The organism is bacterium (genome assembly GCA_009926305.1).
Taxonomy (GTDB): Bacteria; Bdellovibrionota_C; UBA2361; order UBA2361; family RFPC01; genus RFPC01.
Window position 1 is genome coordinate 1 of record RFPC01000009.1, and the last position, 19308, is coordinate 19308.

General features: G+C 46.6%; 20 protein-coding genes. 6 read left to right on the forward strand and 14 right to left on the reverse strand.

Going from position 1 to position 19308, the window contains the following annotated elements; all coding sequences use genetic code 11:
- Window positions 1–83 precede the first annotated feature (83 nt).
- Both hflC and EBR25_02865 read left to right on the forward strand, forming a co-directional pair.
- Window positions 84–1127, forward strand: coding sequence for a protease modulator HflC (gene hflC, locus EBR25_02860; GenBank protein NBW39923.1), 1044 nt, complete (start codon window positions 84–86; stop codon window positions 1125–1127).
- Between the two features lie 37 nt (window positions 1128–1164).
- Window positions 1165–2124: a D-hexose-6-phosphate mutarotase gene (locus tag EBR25_02865; GenBank protein ID NBW39924.1), complete on the forward strand. Its 960-nt coding sequence runs from the start codon at window positions 1165–1167 to the stop codon at window positions 2122–2124.
- Between the two features lie 55 nt (window positions 2125–2179).
- Here the strand turns inward: EBR25_02865 and EBR25_02870 are convergent, their stop codons facing one another.
- The 6 genes from EBR25_02870 to EBR25_02895 all read right to left on the reverse strand — a co-directional run bounded on the left by EBR25_02870 (window position 2180) and on the right by EBR25_02895 (window position 9434).
- Window positions 2180–2725, reverse strand: a complete 546-nt coding sequence (locus EBR25_02870) for a DUF4402 domain-containing protein (GenBank protein NBW39925.1) — start codon at window positions 2723–2725, stop codon at window positions 2180–2182.
- A gap of 487 nt (window positions 2726–3212) precedes the next feature.
- Window positions 3213–3833 (reverse strand): hypothetical protein, encoded by a 621-nt coding sequence (locus tag EBR25_02875; protein ID NBW39926.1) that lies wholly within the window; start codon window positions 3831–3833, stop codon window positions 3213–3215.
- A 331-nt stretch (window positions 3834–4164) separates the two neighbouring features.
- On the reverse strand, window positions 4165–6714 hold the full coding sequence (locus tag EBR25_02880) for a hypothetical protein (protein ID NBW39927.1): 2550 nt from the start codon (window positions 6712–6714) through the stop codon (window positions 4165–4167).
- 8 nt (window positions 6715–6722) lie between these two features.
- Entirely contained in the window at window positions 6723–8069 is a 1347-nt protein-coding gene (locus EBR25_02885) for an AMIN domain-containing protein (GenBank protein NBW39928.1), read from the reverse strand.
- A gap of 55 nt (window positions 8070–8124) precedes the next feature.
- Window positions 8125–8949, reverse strand: a complete 825-nt coding sequence (locus tag EBR25_02890) for a molecular chaperone (protein ID NBW39929.1) — start codon at window positions 8947–8949, stop codon at window positions 8125–8127.
- A 20-nt stretch (window positions 8950–8969) separates the two neighbouring features.
- Window positions 8970–9434 carry a hypothetical protein gene (locus tag EBR25_02895; protein ID NBW39930.1) on the reverse strand — a complete coding sequence of 155 codons (465 nt, stop codon included), beginning with the start codon at window positions 9432–9434 and terminating at the stop codon, window positions 8970–8972.
- Between the two features lie 311 nt (window positions 9435–9745).
- Here EBR25_02895 and EBR25_02900 point away from each other — a divergent pair, with 311 nt between their 5' ends.
- Window positions 9746–10261: a hypothetical protein gene (locus tag EBR25_02900; GenBank protein NBW39931.1), complete on the forward strand. Its 516-nt coding sequence runs from the start codon at window positions 9746–9748 to the stop codon at window positions 10259–10261.
- A 187-nt stretch (window positions 10262–10448) separates the two neighbouring features.
- Here the strand turns inward: EBR25_02900 and EBR25_02905 are convergent, their stop codons facing one another.
- The 6 genes from EBR25_02905 to EBR25_02930 form a co-directional block, all read right to left on the reverse strand.
- A complete protein-coding gene (locus EBR25_02905; GenBank protein ID NBW39932.1) occupies window positions 10449–11003 on the reverse strand; it encodes a hypothetical protein in 555 nt (184 codons plus the stop codon).
- 36 nt (window positions 11004–11039) lie between these two features.
- Window positions 11040–11846, reverse strand: coding sequence for a hypothetical protein (locus EBR25_02910; protein NBW39933.1), 807 nt, complete (start codon window positions 11844–11846; stop codon window positions 11040–11042).
- On the reverse strand, window positions 11843–12841 hold the full coding sequence (locus EBR25_02915; protein NBW39934.1) for a hypothetical protein: 999 nt from the start codon (window positions 12839–12841) through the stop codon (window positions 11843–11845). The genes EBR25_02910 and EBR25_02915 overlap by 4 nt, the downstream gene beginning before the upstream one ends.
- Window positions 12841–13833, reverse strand: a complete 993-nt coding sequence (locus EBR25_02920) for a hypothetical protein (GenBank protein NBW39935.1) — start codon at window positions 13831–13833, stop codon at window positions 12841–12843. The genes EBR25_02915 and EBR25_02920 overlap by 1 nt, the downstream gene beginning before the upstream one ends.
- Window positions 13834–14277: 444 nt before the next feature.
- Window positions 14278–14742 carry a flagellar export chaperone FliS gene (fliS, locus tag EBR25_02925; GenBank protein ID NBW39936.1) on the reverse strand — a complete coding sequence of 155 codons (465 nt, stop codon included), beginning with the start codon at window positions 14740–14742 and terminating at the stop codon, window positions 14278–14280.
- A gap of 327 nt (window positions 14743–15069) precedes the next feature.
- A complete protein-coding gene (locus EBR25_02930) occupies window positions 15070–15753 on the reverse strand; it encodes a sigma-70 family RNA polymerase sigma factor (protein NBW39937.1) in 684 nt (227 codons plus the stop codon).
- Between the two features lie 228 nt (window positions 15754–15981).
- Between EBR25_02930 and EBR25_02935 the strand changes: the two genes are divergently transcribed.
- The 3 genes from EBR25_02935 to EBR25_02945 all read left to right on the forward strand — a co-directional run bounded on the left by EBR25_02935 (window position 15982) and on the right by EBR25_02945 (window position 17321).
- Window positions 15982–16272, forward strand: a complete 291-nt coding sequence (locus EBR25_02935) for an oxidative damage protection protein (GenBank protein ID NBW39938.1) — start codon at window positions 15982–15984, stop codon at window positions 16270–16272.
- A 90-nt stretch (window positions 16273–16362) separates the two neighbouring features.
- Window positions 16363–16839, forward strand: a complete 477-nt coding sequence (locus EBR25_02940) for a glyoxalase/bleomycin resistance/dioxygenase family protein (GenBank protein NBW39939.1) — start codon at window positions 16363–16365, stop codon at window positions 16837–16839.
- A gap of 8 nt (window positions 16840–16847) precedes the next feature.
- Window positions 16848–17321: an arsenate reductase ArsC gene (locus EBR25_02945; GenBank protein ID NBW39940.1), complete on the forward strand. Its 474-nt coding sequence runs from the start codon at window positions 16848–16850 to the stop codon at window positions 17319–17321.
- A 57-nt stretch (window positions 17322–17378) separates the two neighbouring features.
- Here EBR25_02945 and EBR25_02950 read toward each other — a convergent pair whose 3' ends face one another.
- Both EBR25_02950 and EBR25_02955 read right to left on the reverse strand, forming a co-directional pair.
- Entirely contained in the window at window positions 17379–18131 is a 753-nt protein-coding gene (locus tag EBR25_02950) for a sigma-70 family RNA polymerase sigma factor (GenBank protein ID NBW39941.1), read from the reverse strand.
- Window positions 18132–18526: 395 nt separating this feature from the next.
- The gene (locus EBR25_02955; GenBank protein ID NBW39942.1) at window positions 18527–19114 is read right to left on the reverse strand and encodes a glutathione peroxidase; all 588 of its coding nucleotides are present in this window, start codon (window positions 19112–19114) and stop codon (window positions 18527–18529) included.
- Between the last annotated feature and the right edge of the window lie 194 nt (window positions 19115–19308).

Here is a 19308-nt window from a genome sequence, read left to right on the forward strand (position 1 = left end):
AAATGAAGGACGCTCTCCAACAGCACAGACACGTTAAAAGGCACTTGAAGAATTAGTCTCTGGACCAAGAAGGAAGAAACATCATGATACAAAGATTCGGACCACTTTTCGCGCTGCTCGTACTTATAGTCGGCGGCCTTATATACAGCTGCTTTTTCATCGTTCCAGAAGGAAAGCAGGCTGTAGTTCTAGAATTCCAACGGATCATTGAGCCTGCGAAGAAAGACGCAGGACTCTTCTTCAAATTGCCGTGGCGACACGTTGAGCTTTTCGAGAAGCGCATCATCAACTGGGACGGAAGGCCGAAAGAGGTTACCACGAAAGAAAAGAACAATATTATTGTCGATACGACAGCACGGTTTCGAATAGCCGATCCGATACTCCTCCGAAGAACCTTTTCTGATATGGATGAAGTGAACGGACGTCTGGGTAAGGTCATCATTGGTGCAACTAACAAAGTAATTGCCGAAAATGACCTGGTTGAGACCGTCCGCAACACCAATGATATCATTGAACGGTTTGCGCAAGACAAAGCTGACTCCCCAAAAGCTCTGTCCCAAGATAATAGTGAGCTTTCAGGTGATGCGCTTGCAGCCCAAGAGGCACTTGAGCAAATTGCAGATGAAGAAATATCCGGGGATCTTGAGCAAATTGCGCTCGGAAGAGAAGCTCTTACCCAGCGAATAATTGACCAAACACAAGAGGATCTTAAAAAATATGGAATTGACCTGGTTGATATCCAATTAAAGCGTGTTGCTCTTGAAAAATCAGTAGAAGAAAACGTCTTTACGCGAATGATTACTGAACGAAATAGAATTGTAGCAAAAATCCGCTCGGTTGGAAGTGGTCGACGTGAGGAGATTCGTGGGGAGACCGACGAACAGTTGCAGTCCATTCAATCCGAGGCGTATCGGGAGGTTCAGTCTATAAAAGGGGAAGCAGAGGCAAAAGCTATAAAGATTTATGCTGATGCCATCTCGAAGAATGAAAAGTTCTATGACTTTTATCGAACTGTTGAAGCATACCGCGAAGGGCTCGGTAATGATTCAACGCTCATTCTCTCATCGGATGCGGACTTCATGCAGCTTTTGAAAGATGGGCCGGAGGACTTCTTCCGAAAAAAGTGAGATTTCAACCAGAGAATGCTCTTGATATCGGAGGTCTGTGCTAGATCGAAACGCATCGTATAATGGGGATTCTGAGGGTGAGATAGCGCTACTCAACAAGCAATTTAGCAGAGAGTGCCCTGCCCTCTCTTTTCAAAAAGGCGTTGATGGCCTAACAAAGCTGTGCATTCGCAATGAAGCTCTTGGCGCATTTGAAATGTTCTTAAAGGGTGCCCACATCACCTCCTGGAGACCACGTGGGAAAAATGAGGTATTCTATCTCAGTCGGAAGAGTCAATTTGAAGCCGACAGCATTCGCGGTGGCGTACCGATAATCTTCCCAAAGTTTGGTGGACGAGAGCTAACACAAAGTCCCCCGCTCGATTCTATGCTTGCTCATGGTTTTGCAAGACACTTGCCTTGGACGGTGATTGAGGCTTCTGTCAGGAAAGATAACAGCGCGAAGATTATTCTCGAACTCTCTGAAGAGAAAATAACAACTGGCTGTTGGCCGGATCAAAAGTTTGCCCTTCGTTTACATATCACACTCTTAGAGCAAGCGCTGCACTGCGAGCTGTCTGTGCTGAATACTGGTGCCTCCGATCTGATTTTTCGAGGAGGATTTCATCCATACTTTCATATCGGAGATATCTCTTCCGCTGAAATTACTGGGTTTCATAACTTACAATACGAAGATGCATTTCATAACTTCACTATCAAGTCAGAGCATGAGGCGATCTTGCGGCTTGGGGAACCAATGAATAGAGTATACTTGGGGGCTCCACACACCTTTCACATAAGAGACACTTTAGAAAATATTTCATTAAAAATATCAAAGAAGAACTTTCCAGAGGTTGTACTCTGGAGTCCCGAACCCAATTATTGCTTGGAGAAAGAAGACATGGAGGCCGTCGACTATCGCACGTTTGTCTGTCTTGAACCAGCGATTGCTGCATCAGTTGTATCGCTTACACCCCATACTGAATGGTCAGGGAAGATGGAGATTGAAGTGCTCTAACGGAGATAGATAAAGAGCCCTCCCTATAATCGCAATAATTGCTCGGATGCTACTTCTAGACAGCAGCTGAGATGTTTATCGTCAGAGTTCCAGTGTACGTTCCTGAGTTACTACCAAGAATATCATCAACAGAGATTGATACCTGAAAATTCCCCGTTGATGAAAGTCCGGTAAGGCAGGATGAAGAACTCGTATTAGCACCACTCAGGTTACTTGGATACGTAACCCCTGCAGTGAGATCAAAGTTGCCACTCGTTCCTGACTGAGCATTCCATTTCACGACATAAGAGAGAAGAGCAGACTCATCCCCAGACTTCGAAAGAGTGAATGCTGAAGCTGTTCCATTACCAGACGCCGTAATCCGATATTCACCACTGGAATCATTCGTATAAACACATACATCATCATCCAGAGTAATCTTCGATGCTCCAGTTTGAGTAAAATTACCGAAGTTCAGATCGCTGATATCACTGATTCGAAATAAGACTGGAATAGTGATATCAACATCTAACGACGCAGAAGAGGATGAAGTTCCAGGGCCGGAAGGATTTGAAAGGGAATAGAGCCAGATTGGATGAAAAAGGGCATAAACAGCCGCCATACCCCACAGCATAGCTAGCAGCACTAAACGCACCGTTCTTCGTCGCGGTTTGATCTGGTGGAAATAGTCCCTCTCCATAGAGATTTAGATGCGCTCACACGAGGAAAAGTCATAATTTTAGCAGGTTATCCTGCTAAAATTATGTAATCACTAAACATTCTTGAAGATTTTGTCTTCCTCCCAAAGGAGCGAGGAAGACATTGGGAGTGAAAGGAGTAAACCGAACTAAGCCAAAACGAAAACGTGGCTTACACTTGGCTTTTGTTGTGATAGTTGCAAGCTCTAAGTAACGGACACAGAATCTCTCTCCAGATCAAAAGTGCTATCCTCTTACTCGAAACAGGTGAAATGGAAAAAGCTCCCTTGAGTCAGTATCTTTTCAGACACGCAACTCAAGAGAGCTTTGGGTAATATGACTGGCGGTGTTGTTAATTTCCTCGTACTCGTACCTGTCCCCTTAGGACCGTTTCCGGTACTACACTACCAATCAAGTTCCAGGTAACAGGGTGATGGTTAGAGTTCCTGTATACGTTCCTGCCAGTACATCGAGTATATCTTCGCGGTCAAAATCTACTGAGAAGTTAGCGTTCGTACCACTTTCAGTACTACACTGCCAATCTCGAGAAGCTGATGTTTGGTTGGAGCCAGTAGATGCCTGTGATCCCCCCTCTGTTCCTACTTGAGTACGTCCTGTAGTTCCAGTAGCATCGTTCCAATAGACTTTATAAGGAATGTGCTGGTCGGTTGAACCGTTGGAAATTGCAAAAATATTTCCTGACGAGTTATTACCAGTGTTTACGGCAGTAGTTGTAGCCGTCGAACTTCCTGTAAACTGAATGTTGTAGTTTGCACTCGTTGCGTGGTTCGTATACACACAGACATCATCGTTCATTGATAATGCGGGTGAGCTTGTATTGTCTACGTAAGTAGCCTCTGTTAAATCATCAATCGCTGATATGCGATACAAGACGGGAATACCAACACTGAGGTCTGAAGTTCCTGTCGATGAATTTTCAGTCGCAGTTGAAGGGTTGGTTGCGGCAAGCGCCGTTCCATTCATGAAAAGTACCATTCCTAGTACTAAAGTTATTTTCCGTACAGCTTCCATTCTCTAAGGGCTCCTAGCCAGTTTGTTAATGAGGAAACGTCCCTTCGCTTTCTCATGAAGGTCTATACCCCAACCTTCAAGGTAAGGGATCGGAGCAGCTGAATGAACTCTTTACGAATGGTAGCGAACCAACCTCGAGAGGTGCTTGAGGCGACATAAGGTAATGATTTAACTATGCTTATCGAGTAGCCACCACAATGAAAAGCACGTTTTTTAGGTAAACCTGCGAAGAACGCGAGTGCTTCTCCGTAGAGAGAATATTTCTGAAATTACTAGTCATAACTACGAAGTTTCTCCATTTTTTCAGAGTGATAAAGATGACTAGAAAATACTACTTACAAATGACATCTCCGAGGTCAGTAAAGAAGTCTTCTTCTTGATATGAGGGCATCTCAGGTATGCAGGTTTTTCCATTGACTTCTACACTCAATTCTTCATCACCAGCCAGCTCAGCCTGAAAGTACCCCTCAGAATCAGTAGCAACATATTCACGAGTCCCTTTTAGCCTCTGAAGCGCAATAGGGTTCCCATCCTCATCAACGAGCCGCCCGAGTATAATCGTTATCTTCACCATTTCCCAGGTTTTCTCGATGACATTACCCGGATAAAAGGTAAGCCTATAGGAAGTGGTATCATAATCGATCAATTCATTTGGATTTGTTGGTCTGATTGAAACTTTATAAATTTGAAAGGGTGGTACACTAATTGCCGAGCGCTTACCACTCGTAATCGTATCATACCTCTGATTATTCAAAAGAAGCTCAAATTTCCTTCCTGGAATGTTCCCCTTTAAATTAGCAATGAACACCGCCTCTTGAGCCATTGGATAGGAGAGTGCCGCTGTCCCACCATTACCAACAATAACAGCAGTTTCGGCATTAATACCGAAAGAGCTACTCCCTGCACTTCCACCCTGCTGATTTCGGATAAATCCTCGTCCGTACAAGTAATCTCCACCGTAATCGGCTGTCAGCTGATGGGAATATACCATTCCATTTCCGTCTTCACCGAGATTCCCATTCCGCTTACGCGCTTCAGAGCTAAGAGATAGCCTTGTGTCATACATGGCTCGCTTTTGTTGTACATAGTTTAATGTCAACAACCCGACAACTTCCTCCTGCTCCTCTCGATCATAATAACCGACTTGAGAATTGAAGCTCCATTCTGGCGTGAATCGGCGTCTATAACTCAGAGTCCCACTTCTCGCACCGCCTCTTTCCGTTTCAAACACTTGCGCATTGAGGCGAACGAAGTTTTTTCCATCCTCATAAACCTGCCATCCAACAGCCGGACCACGCGAGCGCCTCAGCAAGCCATTTCCAACTCGCTCCCCCTGCATTTGGTAATTAAAGCTTAGCGCCCCAATTCCCTTCCGAAGGCGGACACTATAAAAGGAGCGATCCTGAAACAAGAGTTCTCGCAAACGCTGTCTATCTGCAATGAAGTTCGGTGTTTCTTCTTCTTCTGGCAACGGGGCCGGAGAAGGATTCGCTAGTCGAGACTTGTTAGAAATCTTGATGGTCTTTGCTCCACTTACGCTGAGAGTCATTGCATTTAAGAAGGTATAGGAGATATTTCCATTAATACCAGCATCTCCCCGGGTAGAGAGCGAGGAACTCCCCTCGAAAAAGGTATCACGGTAAATTCCGTTCATCTGAGCTTGAGCAACAGCTAATCGATCTGTTCCATAAATTGAACCGCCAAGATCAAAGTAATCACTCGCTCTCCACTGTACCCCACCATAAGCAACAGGCGTTTGTTCCAGTGAAAACTCCTCTCGTGTAACCCCTACTTGAAAGTCATACGAAGGACGTCCACGAATCGTTAAATAACCTGACTTCGTGAAAAATTTCCTATCTGTCGTAACATCACCATTTGTTTCGGTAATTACCACATCAACATCATAACTTCCTTGTGGGAAGCGACTGGTGTCTATCTCTTGTAATCCAAAATCAAGCAGCTGCACCGTCAACAGACGACCAGCTCGATAGAATTCAACTCGGGCACGAGATGGGACAAAGATTTGCAAAACACTCCCTCGTCCATCCTGGGGATCCAACAAAACTTTATCGGACGTTTTAGCGCGCAGACCTAAAAACTGTAAGCTATTGGTAAACGTCTGCCCCGTTGTCTCTATAAAGCCTGCTCCGAATTCGAAATCTCCGATATAGCCGTAACTTGATGCCTCAAGCAACTCATAACTTCCATCTTGCCGAGTTGCACCGGTGAAGCGTCCAAAATATCGCCCCTTGCCAATAACAGAACGGTGAGTAAACGCAGATTGAGTAGTACCACTCACCTCACGAGTTGCTGCAACACCGAGATTTTGCTGAAAAGAAAAACCACCTTCAGGAGAAGGAAGATACCCTGGTAAACCCATTGTTTCAGCAGTAAAAAACTGCGGCTCGAGTTCAATAACAAGACGGAACGTATAGATATCACAGAGAACTCTTCCAATACCCTCTATAGACCGCTCTTTTTCTATCCGCCCAAGAAGAAGGCTTCTTGCATCCTCAAGCCGCTGAGTACGAATATTTGGAAGTTGTTCAAGCGCTCCTATTGGATCATCAACTTCACACCAAGCATCGGTGTAATTAGCGAGGATGCCTCCAGTAAATGAGTCTGATGCATATAAGTCAAATAAGGTACGCTCGACACCCTCTTCTTCTCGATCATCAAAGAGCATATCGTCTTGCTCAGCCTCAGGTTTCTCATCAGTTACTTCCTGAAGTTCATTTAAGGATGGTTTCTCCTGCGCAATAAGCCCCCGCACCGAGGCCACAGAGAAAATGAATAGCATTAGACTCAATGCAATCCATTTCAGAGGAAGTTTCTTCCTGAACAACCCTAAGTACTGTGGATGTAGTGTGAGGGAATACATCGCCGGCGCTACTCCTTACCCTCAATATTCTCGAGGGGAACCTCAATACGATGTGGCTGAACATTCGTTCCAGCAACTTTCAAGAACTGAAGATATCCCTTTTCTGGCACATCAAATTGCACCTCCATCCGTGGAAACAATCTCTGACTGGCAATGGTGGTACATTTACCATCCAATGGGCAGATAGAAATACCATCGAGGAGAAAACTTTTCTTGCCACTATTTCCGATAACAGCGCCCGAGTCATCATTGCGTACTGTCATCTCTGGCAGCGTATCCGTACGACTAGCGAGAACTAAAACGGTTGCTCTCCCTTGAATGGCACCTTCTGCCCACTCCTCCCGATCTAAAGCTACCTTGATATTCTCAAACCCCTCCAAGGCTGTTACCACAACATGAAACACATCCTCTGCTGCGGAGGGAGGTCCTGTGAGAACAACTCGAACCTGCCTACGCGTCCCAGGCTCCAATGAAAACATCTTCGGTGAAACCAGCATCTTACTATCAGCAACGCGCTCCTCACTTGAAAGTCCTGGATCTCGAATCCTAAAACTACCCGTAGAGAACGTCAGTGGAACTTGACTGGTGTTCGAAATAGTAACATTTGCTACCCTCCTATCCCCTCGCGAAAACTCGATCACCGGGGTATCGAGAGCAAATGGGGCTTCAACACCGGTGAGATGCTCATCCATTTCATCAGTGAGCTCAGCTACCCTCGGAATTGGAAGTTCACTGTCTATCACAGTTGTGGTTTCCATTCGATTCATCTTCTCATCCGTCGCAACGACGGATTGAGCTTTCTCAGTCTCCAAAGTAGCGACTTGAGACACCACCTCATCAGTTGACCGAGGAGCAGGAATCTCTTTCGCATCCTTCACCGCTGAACCCCGATCGCTAACCTCATCAAGAGGAGCACTCTCTGAATCGCCTCCAATGACAAGTGAGAAGCTCTTATCCCGGGGTGTTAGCGCATACTTCTTCGGAATGGTGTCGAATAAATCGAATACGATTCGGGAGGCCTTCGGCTGGATACCAAAACGGACTGCTGATACACAGGAGGAATCCTTAACCCTCACTACTCGTCCTCGAGGCAATACCACTCCCTTCAAGTCAACCACCAGTCGCTCATGATTTGCCAGTCGAAAGGAACGTGTACTTAGGGAAGCCGGATGTTGTACCTCCATGCGGCAAGACTCCCCCACACCTCTTTCAACGATTTGAACATGAATACGATCATGTGTTACCTCTATGACCTCACTATCCGTGCGTACGTCATCTTGAGCACCTGCTGCAACTGCGAGGAACATGAGAAACACAAACAAAAAACAGCTTCCTTGTTTTCGTTTTTGAATCATAACTTAACTACCCATGTTTGAAGACAGCTGTTTGAAGACAGCTGTTTGAAGACAGCTAGTCTGCAACTCGCTTACCCGGAATAAATTCTCCATCAATGCTCTCTCCCTCTAACGCTGGTAATTCTACCGCCTCAAATCCCGCTAAAGATCCCGTTCTCATTAAGTATTCAATCTTCCGATCTGCCTTGACAGGAATTTCATAGGTCTGTCCCGCATAAACTCTCTTACGCGGCGCCTCTTTACAGTCTTCATTGACGCACATTTTCCCTTCCCCAAGTTCGACATGAACATTCCCGACGTTTGTAAAAGTAATCTTGTTTTTTGTCCGCTTCCACTTTAAATGCCCCAGTGGATTCTTGGGTTGCACAAATACAAGCACCCCCATACCGGTAAGAACACGGATGCTTGCTGTTCGCCCACTGACCGTTTCCTTCACTTCTTGCCCGAATCCCCTGTCTTGCGGCGTAAAGAGAACGCGATAAACTTTTTCTTTTTCAGTCGGCACCTTTCTTAACAGCATACGAACAGCCCTCTCTCCAAAGGGCTCGATTGAGAATGTCTTCGGGGACACCAGTATATCCTTAGAAGGCTCAACCTTATCCCCCTGCTCTCCTGGATTTAAGATTACTTCTACGTGCGCAAGAACATAGGCGGGATTTTCAGAGGAGTTTCCGACAAGAACATTTTGTATCGGTCGCTTTGTTGGAAGAAAAGTAACTATCACGTTATTGACCGTGACTTGAGCATGCAAGGGTGTGGCAACCGAGAAAGAAAATATCGTTGTACTGAGGATGAGAAATAATCCAAACTTCAATAGCAATCCTCCACCAAGGATATTCTTGTTTGTTTTCACCGAACCTCCATGCTCGAACTCTCCCATCAATTCCTCCAAATCTATACCTATCCTGGTGTCAACATAAGAGTCAGAGTTGCAGAATATGAGCCTGGCGTAGCTGCTGATAGATTTGCCTCTGATATCTCTATCCGAAATCCAGCATTAAAAGTTCCCGAACACGAACTGCTTGAAGTGTTTGCACCACTAAAGTCTTGCACGGTGCCGTAAGAAAGGGTGACATACGTTCCCGATACGCCTGAATCACTGAAAGAAGGAGTATACGGAATGGTGTCACCAACCTTTTGCAGTTCAAAATCCCCCGAGGAACTTGTTAGCGTGATTGAATAACTAGAGCTATCACTTCGATAAACACAGACAGACGACGTCCCGCTGACTCCCCCTGTCCCAGACCACGTTCCAAGAGAAATATCAGAAGAGAGGGTGATCATAACATCGCCAAATGCAAGGAATGGAAAACCCAGCAGCAGCGGGAAGAAAAGCCAGACCGATTTTTGACAAGCTCGCACCATGCAGGAAGTCTAACATGCTGTATCGACTGCCCGAAACCCGATATCTTCCCCAAAATATTGCAGAATCATCTGTTCAGATCCTCTCTTTTCACCCTCAAGAAAGCCTCTGGCGATTTGAGGCATAAACCCTATAGTGTGAGGGGGAAAGAACCCTCTCAAGGAGTGGTGTCATCCAAAATATCTCCTCCGAACAAGCGGGAGAGAACATATTCGCTACAAAGTCGAGGGGATTCTAGAAGGGGGAAGACTATAGCGAGAACGAATAATGAATAGCTGCTGCTCGGAGTAGCTGACGCAAGGAGCCATATCGTATGTCAGGACGACCCCATTATCCCCGAACCACCCATCAAAGCCAATCAACCACCAGCAAGCGTTTGCTTACTCTCTGCGTCTTTCTTGCTTTGACCGCGGGCACTCCCACAGCAGCACTTGCGAGTGATGGAGCAGTGGGGCCAACATCAACGGGACATGCTGAAATCACGCTAGAAGTGCAGCATACCCTTACGCCTCTTACCAGCTCTCGAAGTGGGACATTCTCTCCAGCCGCCTTACGCTCGTTCGGTTCTAGGAATAACGGATTCTCGTTTTTACGGGTCGCTGACAAGCCTCACGAGAAGGCTGACCCAAATATTCAGTGCATCTGGTCAAACAATCCAGGAATTCTTTATCAGATTGCCATTCCTCAGCGAGGCGCAAAACCACACCGAATCATCTCACGAATGACAGCAGATATGTTCAAAACAAGAACATGTAAGCCATTAAACCTTAGTCGATACCCGACTTTGCCAGATGACAAAAACGTAGTGCTTTTTATCCCAGAAACATAGTAGTGAACTCAAAGTCGGGAAGCCACCTGCCAGTCTAATGGTTCATACACAAGCTCGCTCTATCTGCACTCCGACTAGCTGGGCATGTACCCGCGATAAGAGTCACTGCGATAAGAGTCACAGTCTAAGATTCCCTGTTAACGACAGCACAATCCTTGGAAGGTCATATTTTAAGGCGAAGGAAAGATTAAAAATTTATCTTGCTCCCACCCTCCAAGAGATCTAATCCATCTTCAATGGGAATGTGCCCAAGCTCTACTTGCCTGATTGCCTCCTCGGTAACGAGAATTGCTTTTTCGACAAGAAGTCTCCCCTCGGGAGCCTCATACTCCTCACAATCACGGCCGTGAACACAGTGCAATCGCACAACATCTTTTGGAACTGACTTATCTGCTGCATGCCTATCAGGAGTAGAGCTCTCCAACACCTTGGCATCTTCCGTAATCGCCATCATGCGGTGCACCGTCCCAGTCGGTAGATTCTGAAAATCGCCCTTGCTCATAACTCGAGTAATAATTTGACCGGATTGAATCATCAGAGCCCAAATCTGGCCTGAAAGGACGAACCACGTCTCGCTCTTTTGATGGTGGTACTGAAGGCTGAGGCAGCCTTCTCGACCGACCTTGGGAGCTAATATCTTCAGCGTATACGCATGGTCTGCTTCATACCCCCACACAAGGGTCTCTCGTCCCCATACCCATTCATCTTCAGGAATATTTTCGTGCTTTGAAGAAAATTTCATAGCGTCAGTATGATTACAAATCTGATATTACCGTTACTAGCGAGCTACTGGAAGACTCAGCTGAGAGCATGAGATCCCAAGATATCCGAAGAAATCATCGAATTCATGTAACACTTCTTTGGGCCAAGTCTCAATATCAGAGCGAACATCAATAAGTGAATCAACAATATTCTGAACTCGATATGGCTGATGGTCCCCATCACGATGAGCAAGAACCATCTGGCCCTCAAGAACAGACTGAAAACGAACAATTTGCATTCCTGTTTTTGCGGATGTTTGCACCCGCGCTGAAGAAAGAAGTGCTTTCGTGAGCATGTCTTCCCCTGATGAGACCCAGAGCCAGTCGGGGCGCTGCTGATTCAGATACTTCCCTCCAGCAACTGTCATGCGGATTGCAGCCAGGGCCAATCGCCTAATGAGGGCAGCGTGCCTTTGACTTTCAAAGCGAGGACGCGAATCGCCAGAGACATTCTGAAAGCTTGCTTCGATGAGCTCGACGATTGGAATCGAAAACCATTCGCCCTTCCAGAGCTCCTCCGCACTTCGCTGAAGAACCCACTGACGGCTCTGCTGAAGGTCATCAACGGCCAGAAAATCGGTGACTTTCCGCACCCGTGCTCCACTAAAATCGGTAAAGCTTCGCTGTTCGGCGCTGCACCGCAGACAATGCTCAATCGTCCTTCCGCCATCCGCTTCCACATCTCTATCACAGACCGAAAAAGCACCATTACATTGCAGCTGAGTGACATCCATACAGAGCGAGTGGAGATAGTGCACCATCATGTAGGTAGTAGCATACGCTGGGGAAAGCTCCCCGTGCGGGGAAAAGATCGTAATCTTCATAAACACCTCACAGAAATTGGCAGAGACGAGGCCGACTCATAACGAACTAAGAAACGAGATATTCCATCTCCAGCCTCAAAACCTGAATCACTCTCAAAAGGGGCTGCCCTTGGAAGCCTACCCGCTGACTCGAAGCCGAAGCGAGAGACGCGTCCTCCTGAATTTGGAAGGTGCCCTCTGGAGACTTCATACGAAGCCAGACTGTATCCGGCAGAGCTCTGTGCAAATTCCTCCGCACTCTGAGCCTCACCCTCTTCGCCCTGCGCTGATGTTTGTCGAACTGCCTCATCAACTGGGTCCGCATTGATTTCGACCACTCGAGTCTCAAAGCCATCTTGCGCAAAAATAGAAATTTCATCGGAAAGAAGAACATCTTTGCTTTTCAATCCAAGCTCTTGTCCCGCTTGAACAGCGTGATACCGAAGCGTATGAGAGGGATAGCGTATCTCAATGACTATCCGAGAACGAGAGAGATCGACCCGAGGTTGACTTGCACCAAGCTGAATTGAAATTCCAAAATCTCCGCTGGGAAGCATCTCTTTTCTCTCATTTTCATGAGCCGAATGTTCACCATCTTCTGAATTTTTATTCAGCACCGCAGTGAGATGACTTAAATTCCACTGAGGGCTCGCCCCCTGCTGTCGTTGCACATTCTCATTTTGAGTTTCACGTAACTCCCGAGCTCTAGGGTCTTTCGTGATAGCACCCTTAGAGATAGACCGCGAGGCGGTCTCTCTTAAAGAACGGAAGAGTTCGGGGAATACATCAGCAAGATCAACTCCGTCTGGTTGATTGAGCCTCAGACCATCAAAAGACCGTCGTCCTAATAATCGCCCCGCAGCAAAGAGATCAACAACGGCCTCTACGGGATGCGGGGCCGTAACACCCTCTGCTAATGGGAAGAAATGAAGTAACACATCTGGAGTGCTCCTTCCCACAGATGCAGCTGCACTACCACCACATGGAACGAATCCGGTCCAACTCCACACACTCATCAGCTTAACACTCCATACGTTCGCCCATCTTGCCCAAAACTGCGCTCTTCAAGAATTTGATACCCCAAAGACTTTCCAGAGCGTGTAGTCAGCTTTAAATACGCCTGAAGGGCATCATTACTCCCTTGCATGGGACCAGAAAAATGTCTCCCGTGCGGCGCACGCTTGGAGGCATCACGGGACCCACTTCGCTTTTGTGCTCCTTGTCCACCCACTGATCGCTCTGTATTCTTTTTCTTATTCAGGTCGTTAATCACTGACGCATAAAGAACCTCTGGCGAGATCAGCACCGTTCCATGGGGAGGCAATAGACAGACTTCTTCAGGACTCCGTGTGCCGACGAAAAGTCGACACTTCACCACACACTGCACATCGTGCGGATTGATCAGTGCCACCACATGACGAGAATTTGTCGACAGAGTTAACGGAACAGCCCTAGACTCACGCTCGGATAGCCGGTGAGCAGCGGTGAGAAAAGAGGACCTCAAACGCGATGAGAATTGAATCTCTCCCTGGCACTCACAAGACGTAATGAGCTCTAAATGAGAATGACGAAAACCCTGATCGGTCTCGCAACCGTCGAGAAATGCCGACAAGGGGAGCTGCGCTAATTGACCATGTCGAGCGGCAATAGAGCTCTCGCTCACCAAAGTTCCATTCGAGTTGTAAAATCGCAGAAGACCAGTAATTCCCTCACTCCGTTTGAGCGGTGAGACTATGAGGGTTGAGTTATCAAGCGGCTCTACAGGAGCCCAAAAGTGAAGGTGGTGGGACTTCTCATGCTCTGCGTCATCTCTCGTCCAGTAACTGAGCCAGTCTCGAGAGGTCCACCCTAACGGCACGCGAGCCAAGTCCTGACTGATGCGATCCTGATCGTTGCTCATACCTGTATTGCTGCGGCCCTCTGCCGTGCCGTCCTCCAAAGAAGCATCATCCAAAGAAGTCTTGCTTACAGACATCGCTGAACACGTTGCCGCTTCATCCCTTGCCATACCCTGACTCTCTCCTGTTCCGCCTCTCCCTATTCTACCGAAGGGTGCCACATCAGCTCCTGCACTGACCAAGTTGGAGCACCAAACACTGTCTTGGACAGGCTAGCAGGAAAATGACAAATTCCGCCAGAGCTTGTTTTAACTTAGTTAAACAAAAGATGGGGTTACACGCTCACTCGTCCCACTTCTCAGAAATCGACGAGGCAAAGCACCGCAGCAGTACGGATTTCACTACACCGACAATATGCAGACCCTTAGGAAGCTCATGTTGAAAGAAGAAATTGTGCCCGCAAAATTGATGGCGAAAGGAGGGGAGCTCTGGGGAGGTTTTTAGCAGTGCCAGTAATCACACTATGCCAGTTATCACTCTGGCAAACCGACTGAAGTATGAGCGCCTCAATCGGCAAATACTCTTGGGAGGGCGACTGATGGTTGCTGGGCGTACTAGAGACTGATCTGTACTCGACGAGGAGTTTCCTTCCCTTCCTCTTTGTCTCGAGATTCAGTAGTAGACTCTGAAGCGGATTTTTGTGCTTTCTCCTCTTCCACTATCTCTTTGTAGGCCTTGTAGACCGTTTCAAGTAATCCGATTACCTTCCCAATTCGCTCTGGATCTCGGTGGAGATTCGCTTCTGTGAGGTAGAACAACATGAAATCATAAAGACGATCGAGGTCTTTAGCGATCTTCCCACCCTTATCGAAATCAAGCGTATTCATCAACTCTGCAATGATCGCCTGCGACTTACTCAGGAACCTGCAAAATTTTGCGATATCCTGCTCTTCCAAACCAGCTTTCGCTTGACGGAGGAATTTCAAGGCCCCTTCGTACATCATCAACAGGAGTCGTCCCCTGTCAGTCATGGTTACTTGGACCGCTTGGTATTGATTGTGGGCATTTTTTCCGTACATGAAACCCCGTCTAAATTACTCCGTGTTCACATAACCAGGAGTGCTATTCGATACTCCCGGACTTATAGGAGATATCGACGAAGGGGCTGTACGCCTTAAGGATAAAATGGTTTATTCATTATTATCAATAGGTTATATAGTTATTATTGTATCCTTTTCTTCGAACCTCTTTCTTCTCAGTTCTCTAGAGCGAGTGCCGTAACGGGCGGTTTCTGCGGAACTCTCTCCTGTTTTTCCGAGCACAGGCTGCTCGTTATGAACATCCTTCCTCAATCGCCTCAAACAGGGGCTTCCGCCTGTTAGATGAACCAATGTGCAAAGATAACACTAAGCTGCTTGTCGTTCTTCACTCTCCCAACCATTTCGAGCGAGAGGAGCAGCAAGAAGCTCACTCGTTGAGTACTCCTGATAATAACGGCTTAACTTCTTCCGAAGCATTAACCTTGCTCTATGAAGACGAGATTTAACCGCCGGCACTGTTATACCGAGAACTTCCCCAACTTCCTGATTCGACAAGCCATCAACATCACGCAGAACAAAAATGTACCGGTACTCGGACGGGAGCCCTTCTATTGCTTGATTAATAAAACTCCGTAATTCATGTCGTACAGAAAGATAATCCACATCGGAAGCATCACTCCGCTCTCTTACATTATTGATAGGAGCTCCTACCTCTACCATCTCTTCGTATGATGATGCAGCGTGCTTACGACGACTTCGAAGCTTCATGAAAGCAGCATTGGAGGTGACTCGGAATAACCAGCTTGAGAATGCCGACTTTCCCTGGAATGACTTAATTTTCGTATATAATGTAATGAAAACTTCTTGGACAACATCCTCAGCATCTTGCTCACTTCTTGTTATTCTCATGGCAAGACGCTGGACTTTCTCTGTATAACGCTCAACCAGCTCAAGAAATGCTTCCTGACACCCAGCTTGACATGCACGCACGAGGTCTAAATCACTCTTTCTCTCTGCTTGTGTAAAGTTACTCGCCTGTTCCATTCCCATCCTCCTTAAAAGACCCGAAGAAATACCTCCACTTCGGGAAAACCTTGATGTTGAGCAGTCTGGCAGAGGTAAAAGGAGGGCTTGTCACGGTTTTGTATAAATTCCGCCCCAAATATGTAACTATTGAGAGAGAGTGCAGAAAAAATTAATTCTTCTAGTGTTTTCATGTGGTTATGATGAATATTTTATTTCATTCACTCGTGAAAATTCGTGAAAAAAAGGAAAAATATGTCAGAACAACGATTGGTCATGTGTAAAAAGCTCGGAGCAGAGCTTCCTGGGCTCTCAAAAGCGCCCTTCGCTGGAGAAACTGGTGAGCGGATTTTCCAATGTATCTCTCAACAGGCCTGGGATATGTGGGAAAAGGACATGCAAATTAAGGTCATTAATGAATACCGCCTGAACATGGGGAAGAAAGAAGACTACGAGATGCTCATTCGCCAAATGCTGGCCTTTCTACAGCTCTCCGACGAGCAGGTTGCAGAGGTTGAAAATGAGGAGCGGGGAAGAGGCGAGTAATTAAGAGAGCATCTCATCCATGCTCTTACTGCCAATTCAACTCACTGAGAATCTCGTAAATGAATTCTCTAATTTTGAGAGGGGCTCACAATGAAACGGTTACATCTTCATATCACGGTAGAGAACTTAGAGGCTTCAATTCGCTTCTATACAGCGATGCTCGGGATAGGTCCCACAAAACAAAAGCCCGACTACGCAAAATGGATGATTGAGGATCCGAGAATGAACCTCGCAATTTCAACGAGAGGAGAAAGATCTGGTCTCGATCATCTTGGACTTCAAGTTGACTCCTTGGACGAGCTAGAGACTCTGAGAAAACAGATGAAAAGTGCAGACCTCTCGCTATTCGATGAGGGAGAAACGACATGCTGCTATGCGAATTCGGATAAATCATGGGTCAAAGATCCTGATGGAATTCCGTGGGAGGCCTATCACACGATGGAAGATGCTCAGATTTTTTCGCGGAACTCACTATCAGCTGATGCCTCGAACGAAGAAAACTCCTGCTGTTCCCCATCTCTCATGTCGATTGGCGCCTCTGGTGGATGTGATAGCACAAAAAAATAAGCGGATTCATGAAAAACATTCTAATCCTCTGCACTGGAAATTCGTGCCGAAGCATCATGGCTGAGGCTATTTTTCATCATCTCGCAGGAAGTCGATTCTCAGTATACAGTGCGGGCAGCCAACCGACGGGGGCTGTTCATCCAGTTGCTATAAAAACCCTGGAAAAGAACGGCATAGCTGCATCACATTACAAGAGCCAGTCTTGGGATGACTTTCAAGAAATTCCCATCGAGCTTGTTATTACCGTCTGTGACAACGCGGCCTCAACACCCTGCCCAGTTTTCCTCGGCTCACAAATGAAAGCTCACTGGGGTGTTTCAGACCCAGCACTCGCGCAAGGAACAGAGGAAGAGGTTCAGTCAGTATTCGATGATGTTTTTCATTCTCTTGAAAGACGAATTACGCTTTTTCTTGAACTCCCCATCGAGCAACTGTCTCGCAAAGAGCTTGAAATAGAGTTAAACGCAATAGGAAAGCTCTAGGCGGCGAGCAAGGAAGAGACGAGGAGAGAACTCTTTGTGGCAGAAGTCATGGATGCCCTACTTCGACAACCGCTTTCTTAATCGCTGGAGACCTTCTTTACATATCTGACACGCACGAGTTTCAGTAACCCCTAAAGATTCACCAATCGTTTTGAAAGTCTCATCCCCTACAAAGCGATGCTCCAAGACAACTTGGTGCCGGTGGGGAAGGTCTCGAATCATAAACTGAAAGCTATCAAGCTCCTCCTGGACTTCTATACTTTCCTCATAAGCAATGCCCTCAGTTTCGCCTGAGAGAGAAGAAGGTCGCACAACCCTCCATTTCTGAATTGCGTCCTGCGCTTTTTTCGGTTCGAGTTGGCTTTTCTCAATAATACGGTCGTCATGCAGCGGTAGATGCCTCCCTGAGTCTTTCAAGTGCTCATCTTGGGCTTCCTCTAGTTTCTGATAATTTTTATAAACCGCCCTCCCTCTCTCTACCCTGAGCGTATCAATAACTCTAAATTTCAGAGACTTGCCAAGGTATCCCTTCCAACTCCCTTGGTCTGAATCAAAGTTCCTATCAAGAAGTTCATATGCCTTTACTCGAAAGTCCTGCACCATATCATCCCATTCAGATGGGTTAAGAGAAATGTTTCTACAAAACTGGTCTGCCTGCTTTTCGGCAAAAGGGAGCACCTGCTCTCGGTAGAATGTCTCGCGGCAATCTGACGTTTCTGAGGAAGGAGAGGATGGACGTTTTGGTAGCTTGACTTGTGAGAAATCCATTTCGGTCGATGGTTCTCTATTATAACTCGGCATATTCTTCATTCTTATCAGTTAACTCCTCTCGAGGGTACGGCACGATATCATCTCTTAAAATTGAACTAAATGAGTTCGGCCTAGTTTTAGAGAAAATTGAAAATTCGAATCTTTAAGCAAAATAGATACTTAACAGGCGACCCCCCCTTCTTTCATTTTATTGCCTGAAATACGACACGTGCTTTGCGTCCCCAGCCCATCACGCATACTCCGTATCGAACTGAAGCGCCCTGGCCTTGTTCACCGTATTCTTAACCCGTAACAGCCCTGATCTCCTACGTAGATGAGGAGAGGTAAGAGCGCTTTGTGCTATCTGATTCAGGTCATTTGCTCAGTGAGATGAGAAAATGACTACAGGCTACGAGGATGCAAGACAACTCGATCAGAACAACCTTAGAAGAGAATCACCCTGAAGACTTCAAAGCCGCTTCGATACTCTCAATCACGGTCCTTGATTCAGGCTCTGCTCGAGATGGGAAACGAGCCAAAACGATACCCTCACCTGAGACAAGAAACTTCTCGAAGTTCCATCCAACCTCTCGAATCGGATTCGTAGAGTGGGTAAGAAAGGTGTAAAGCTCGCTCTTCTCACTCCCCCTTACGACAGACTTTGCGAACAGAGGAAAGGTGACCTGGTAGCTCCTGCTGCAGAATGCCTTTATCTCCTCATTTGTCCCAGGCTCCTGCTCTCCGAAATCATTACTTGGAAAACCAAGAACAACAAATCCAGTCGGTGAATACTTTTCATAGACCCTTTGGAGTCCCGCAAGTTGCGAAGTATAACCACATCGAGAAGCCGTATTCACTACCAGTGCCACATGACCTTGGTAATTACTGAGGGGAACCAGATTGCCATCGATATCCGTGACCGTAATCTGATGAAAGGCTCTCTCTTGTGCACCTCCGAGGCAGGGAAAGAAAAACAGCGATCCAAAGAGGAGCAAGATGATCACTTGCCAAGAACGTTGACAGAAGACTCGTTTTCTATTCATCGCAGGGTTCTATTTATCACAGGGTTCGATTCATCCAAGGCAACCCTCGTTAGTTGAAAACAATGGCATATCCTTACGATGAAGCGACCTAAGGCACTATATAATACCCTATTTCAACACGTTACCCCTCTTTCGGATCTTCTCTGAAAGTATCGGAGGTCTCTCGCGACTATCAAGCTGTCAGCATGGAAATC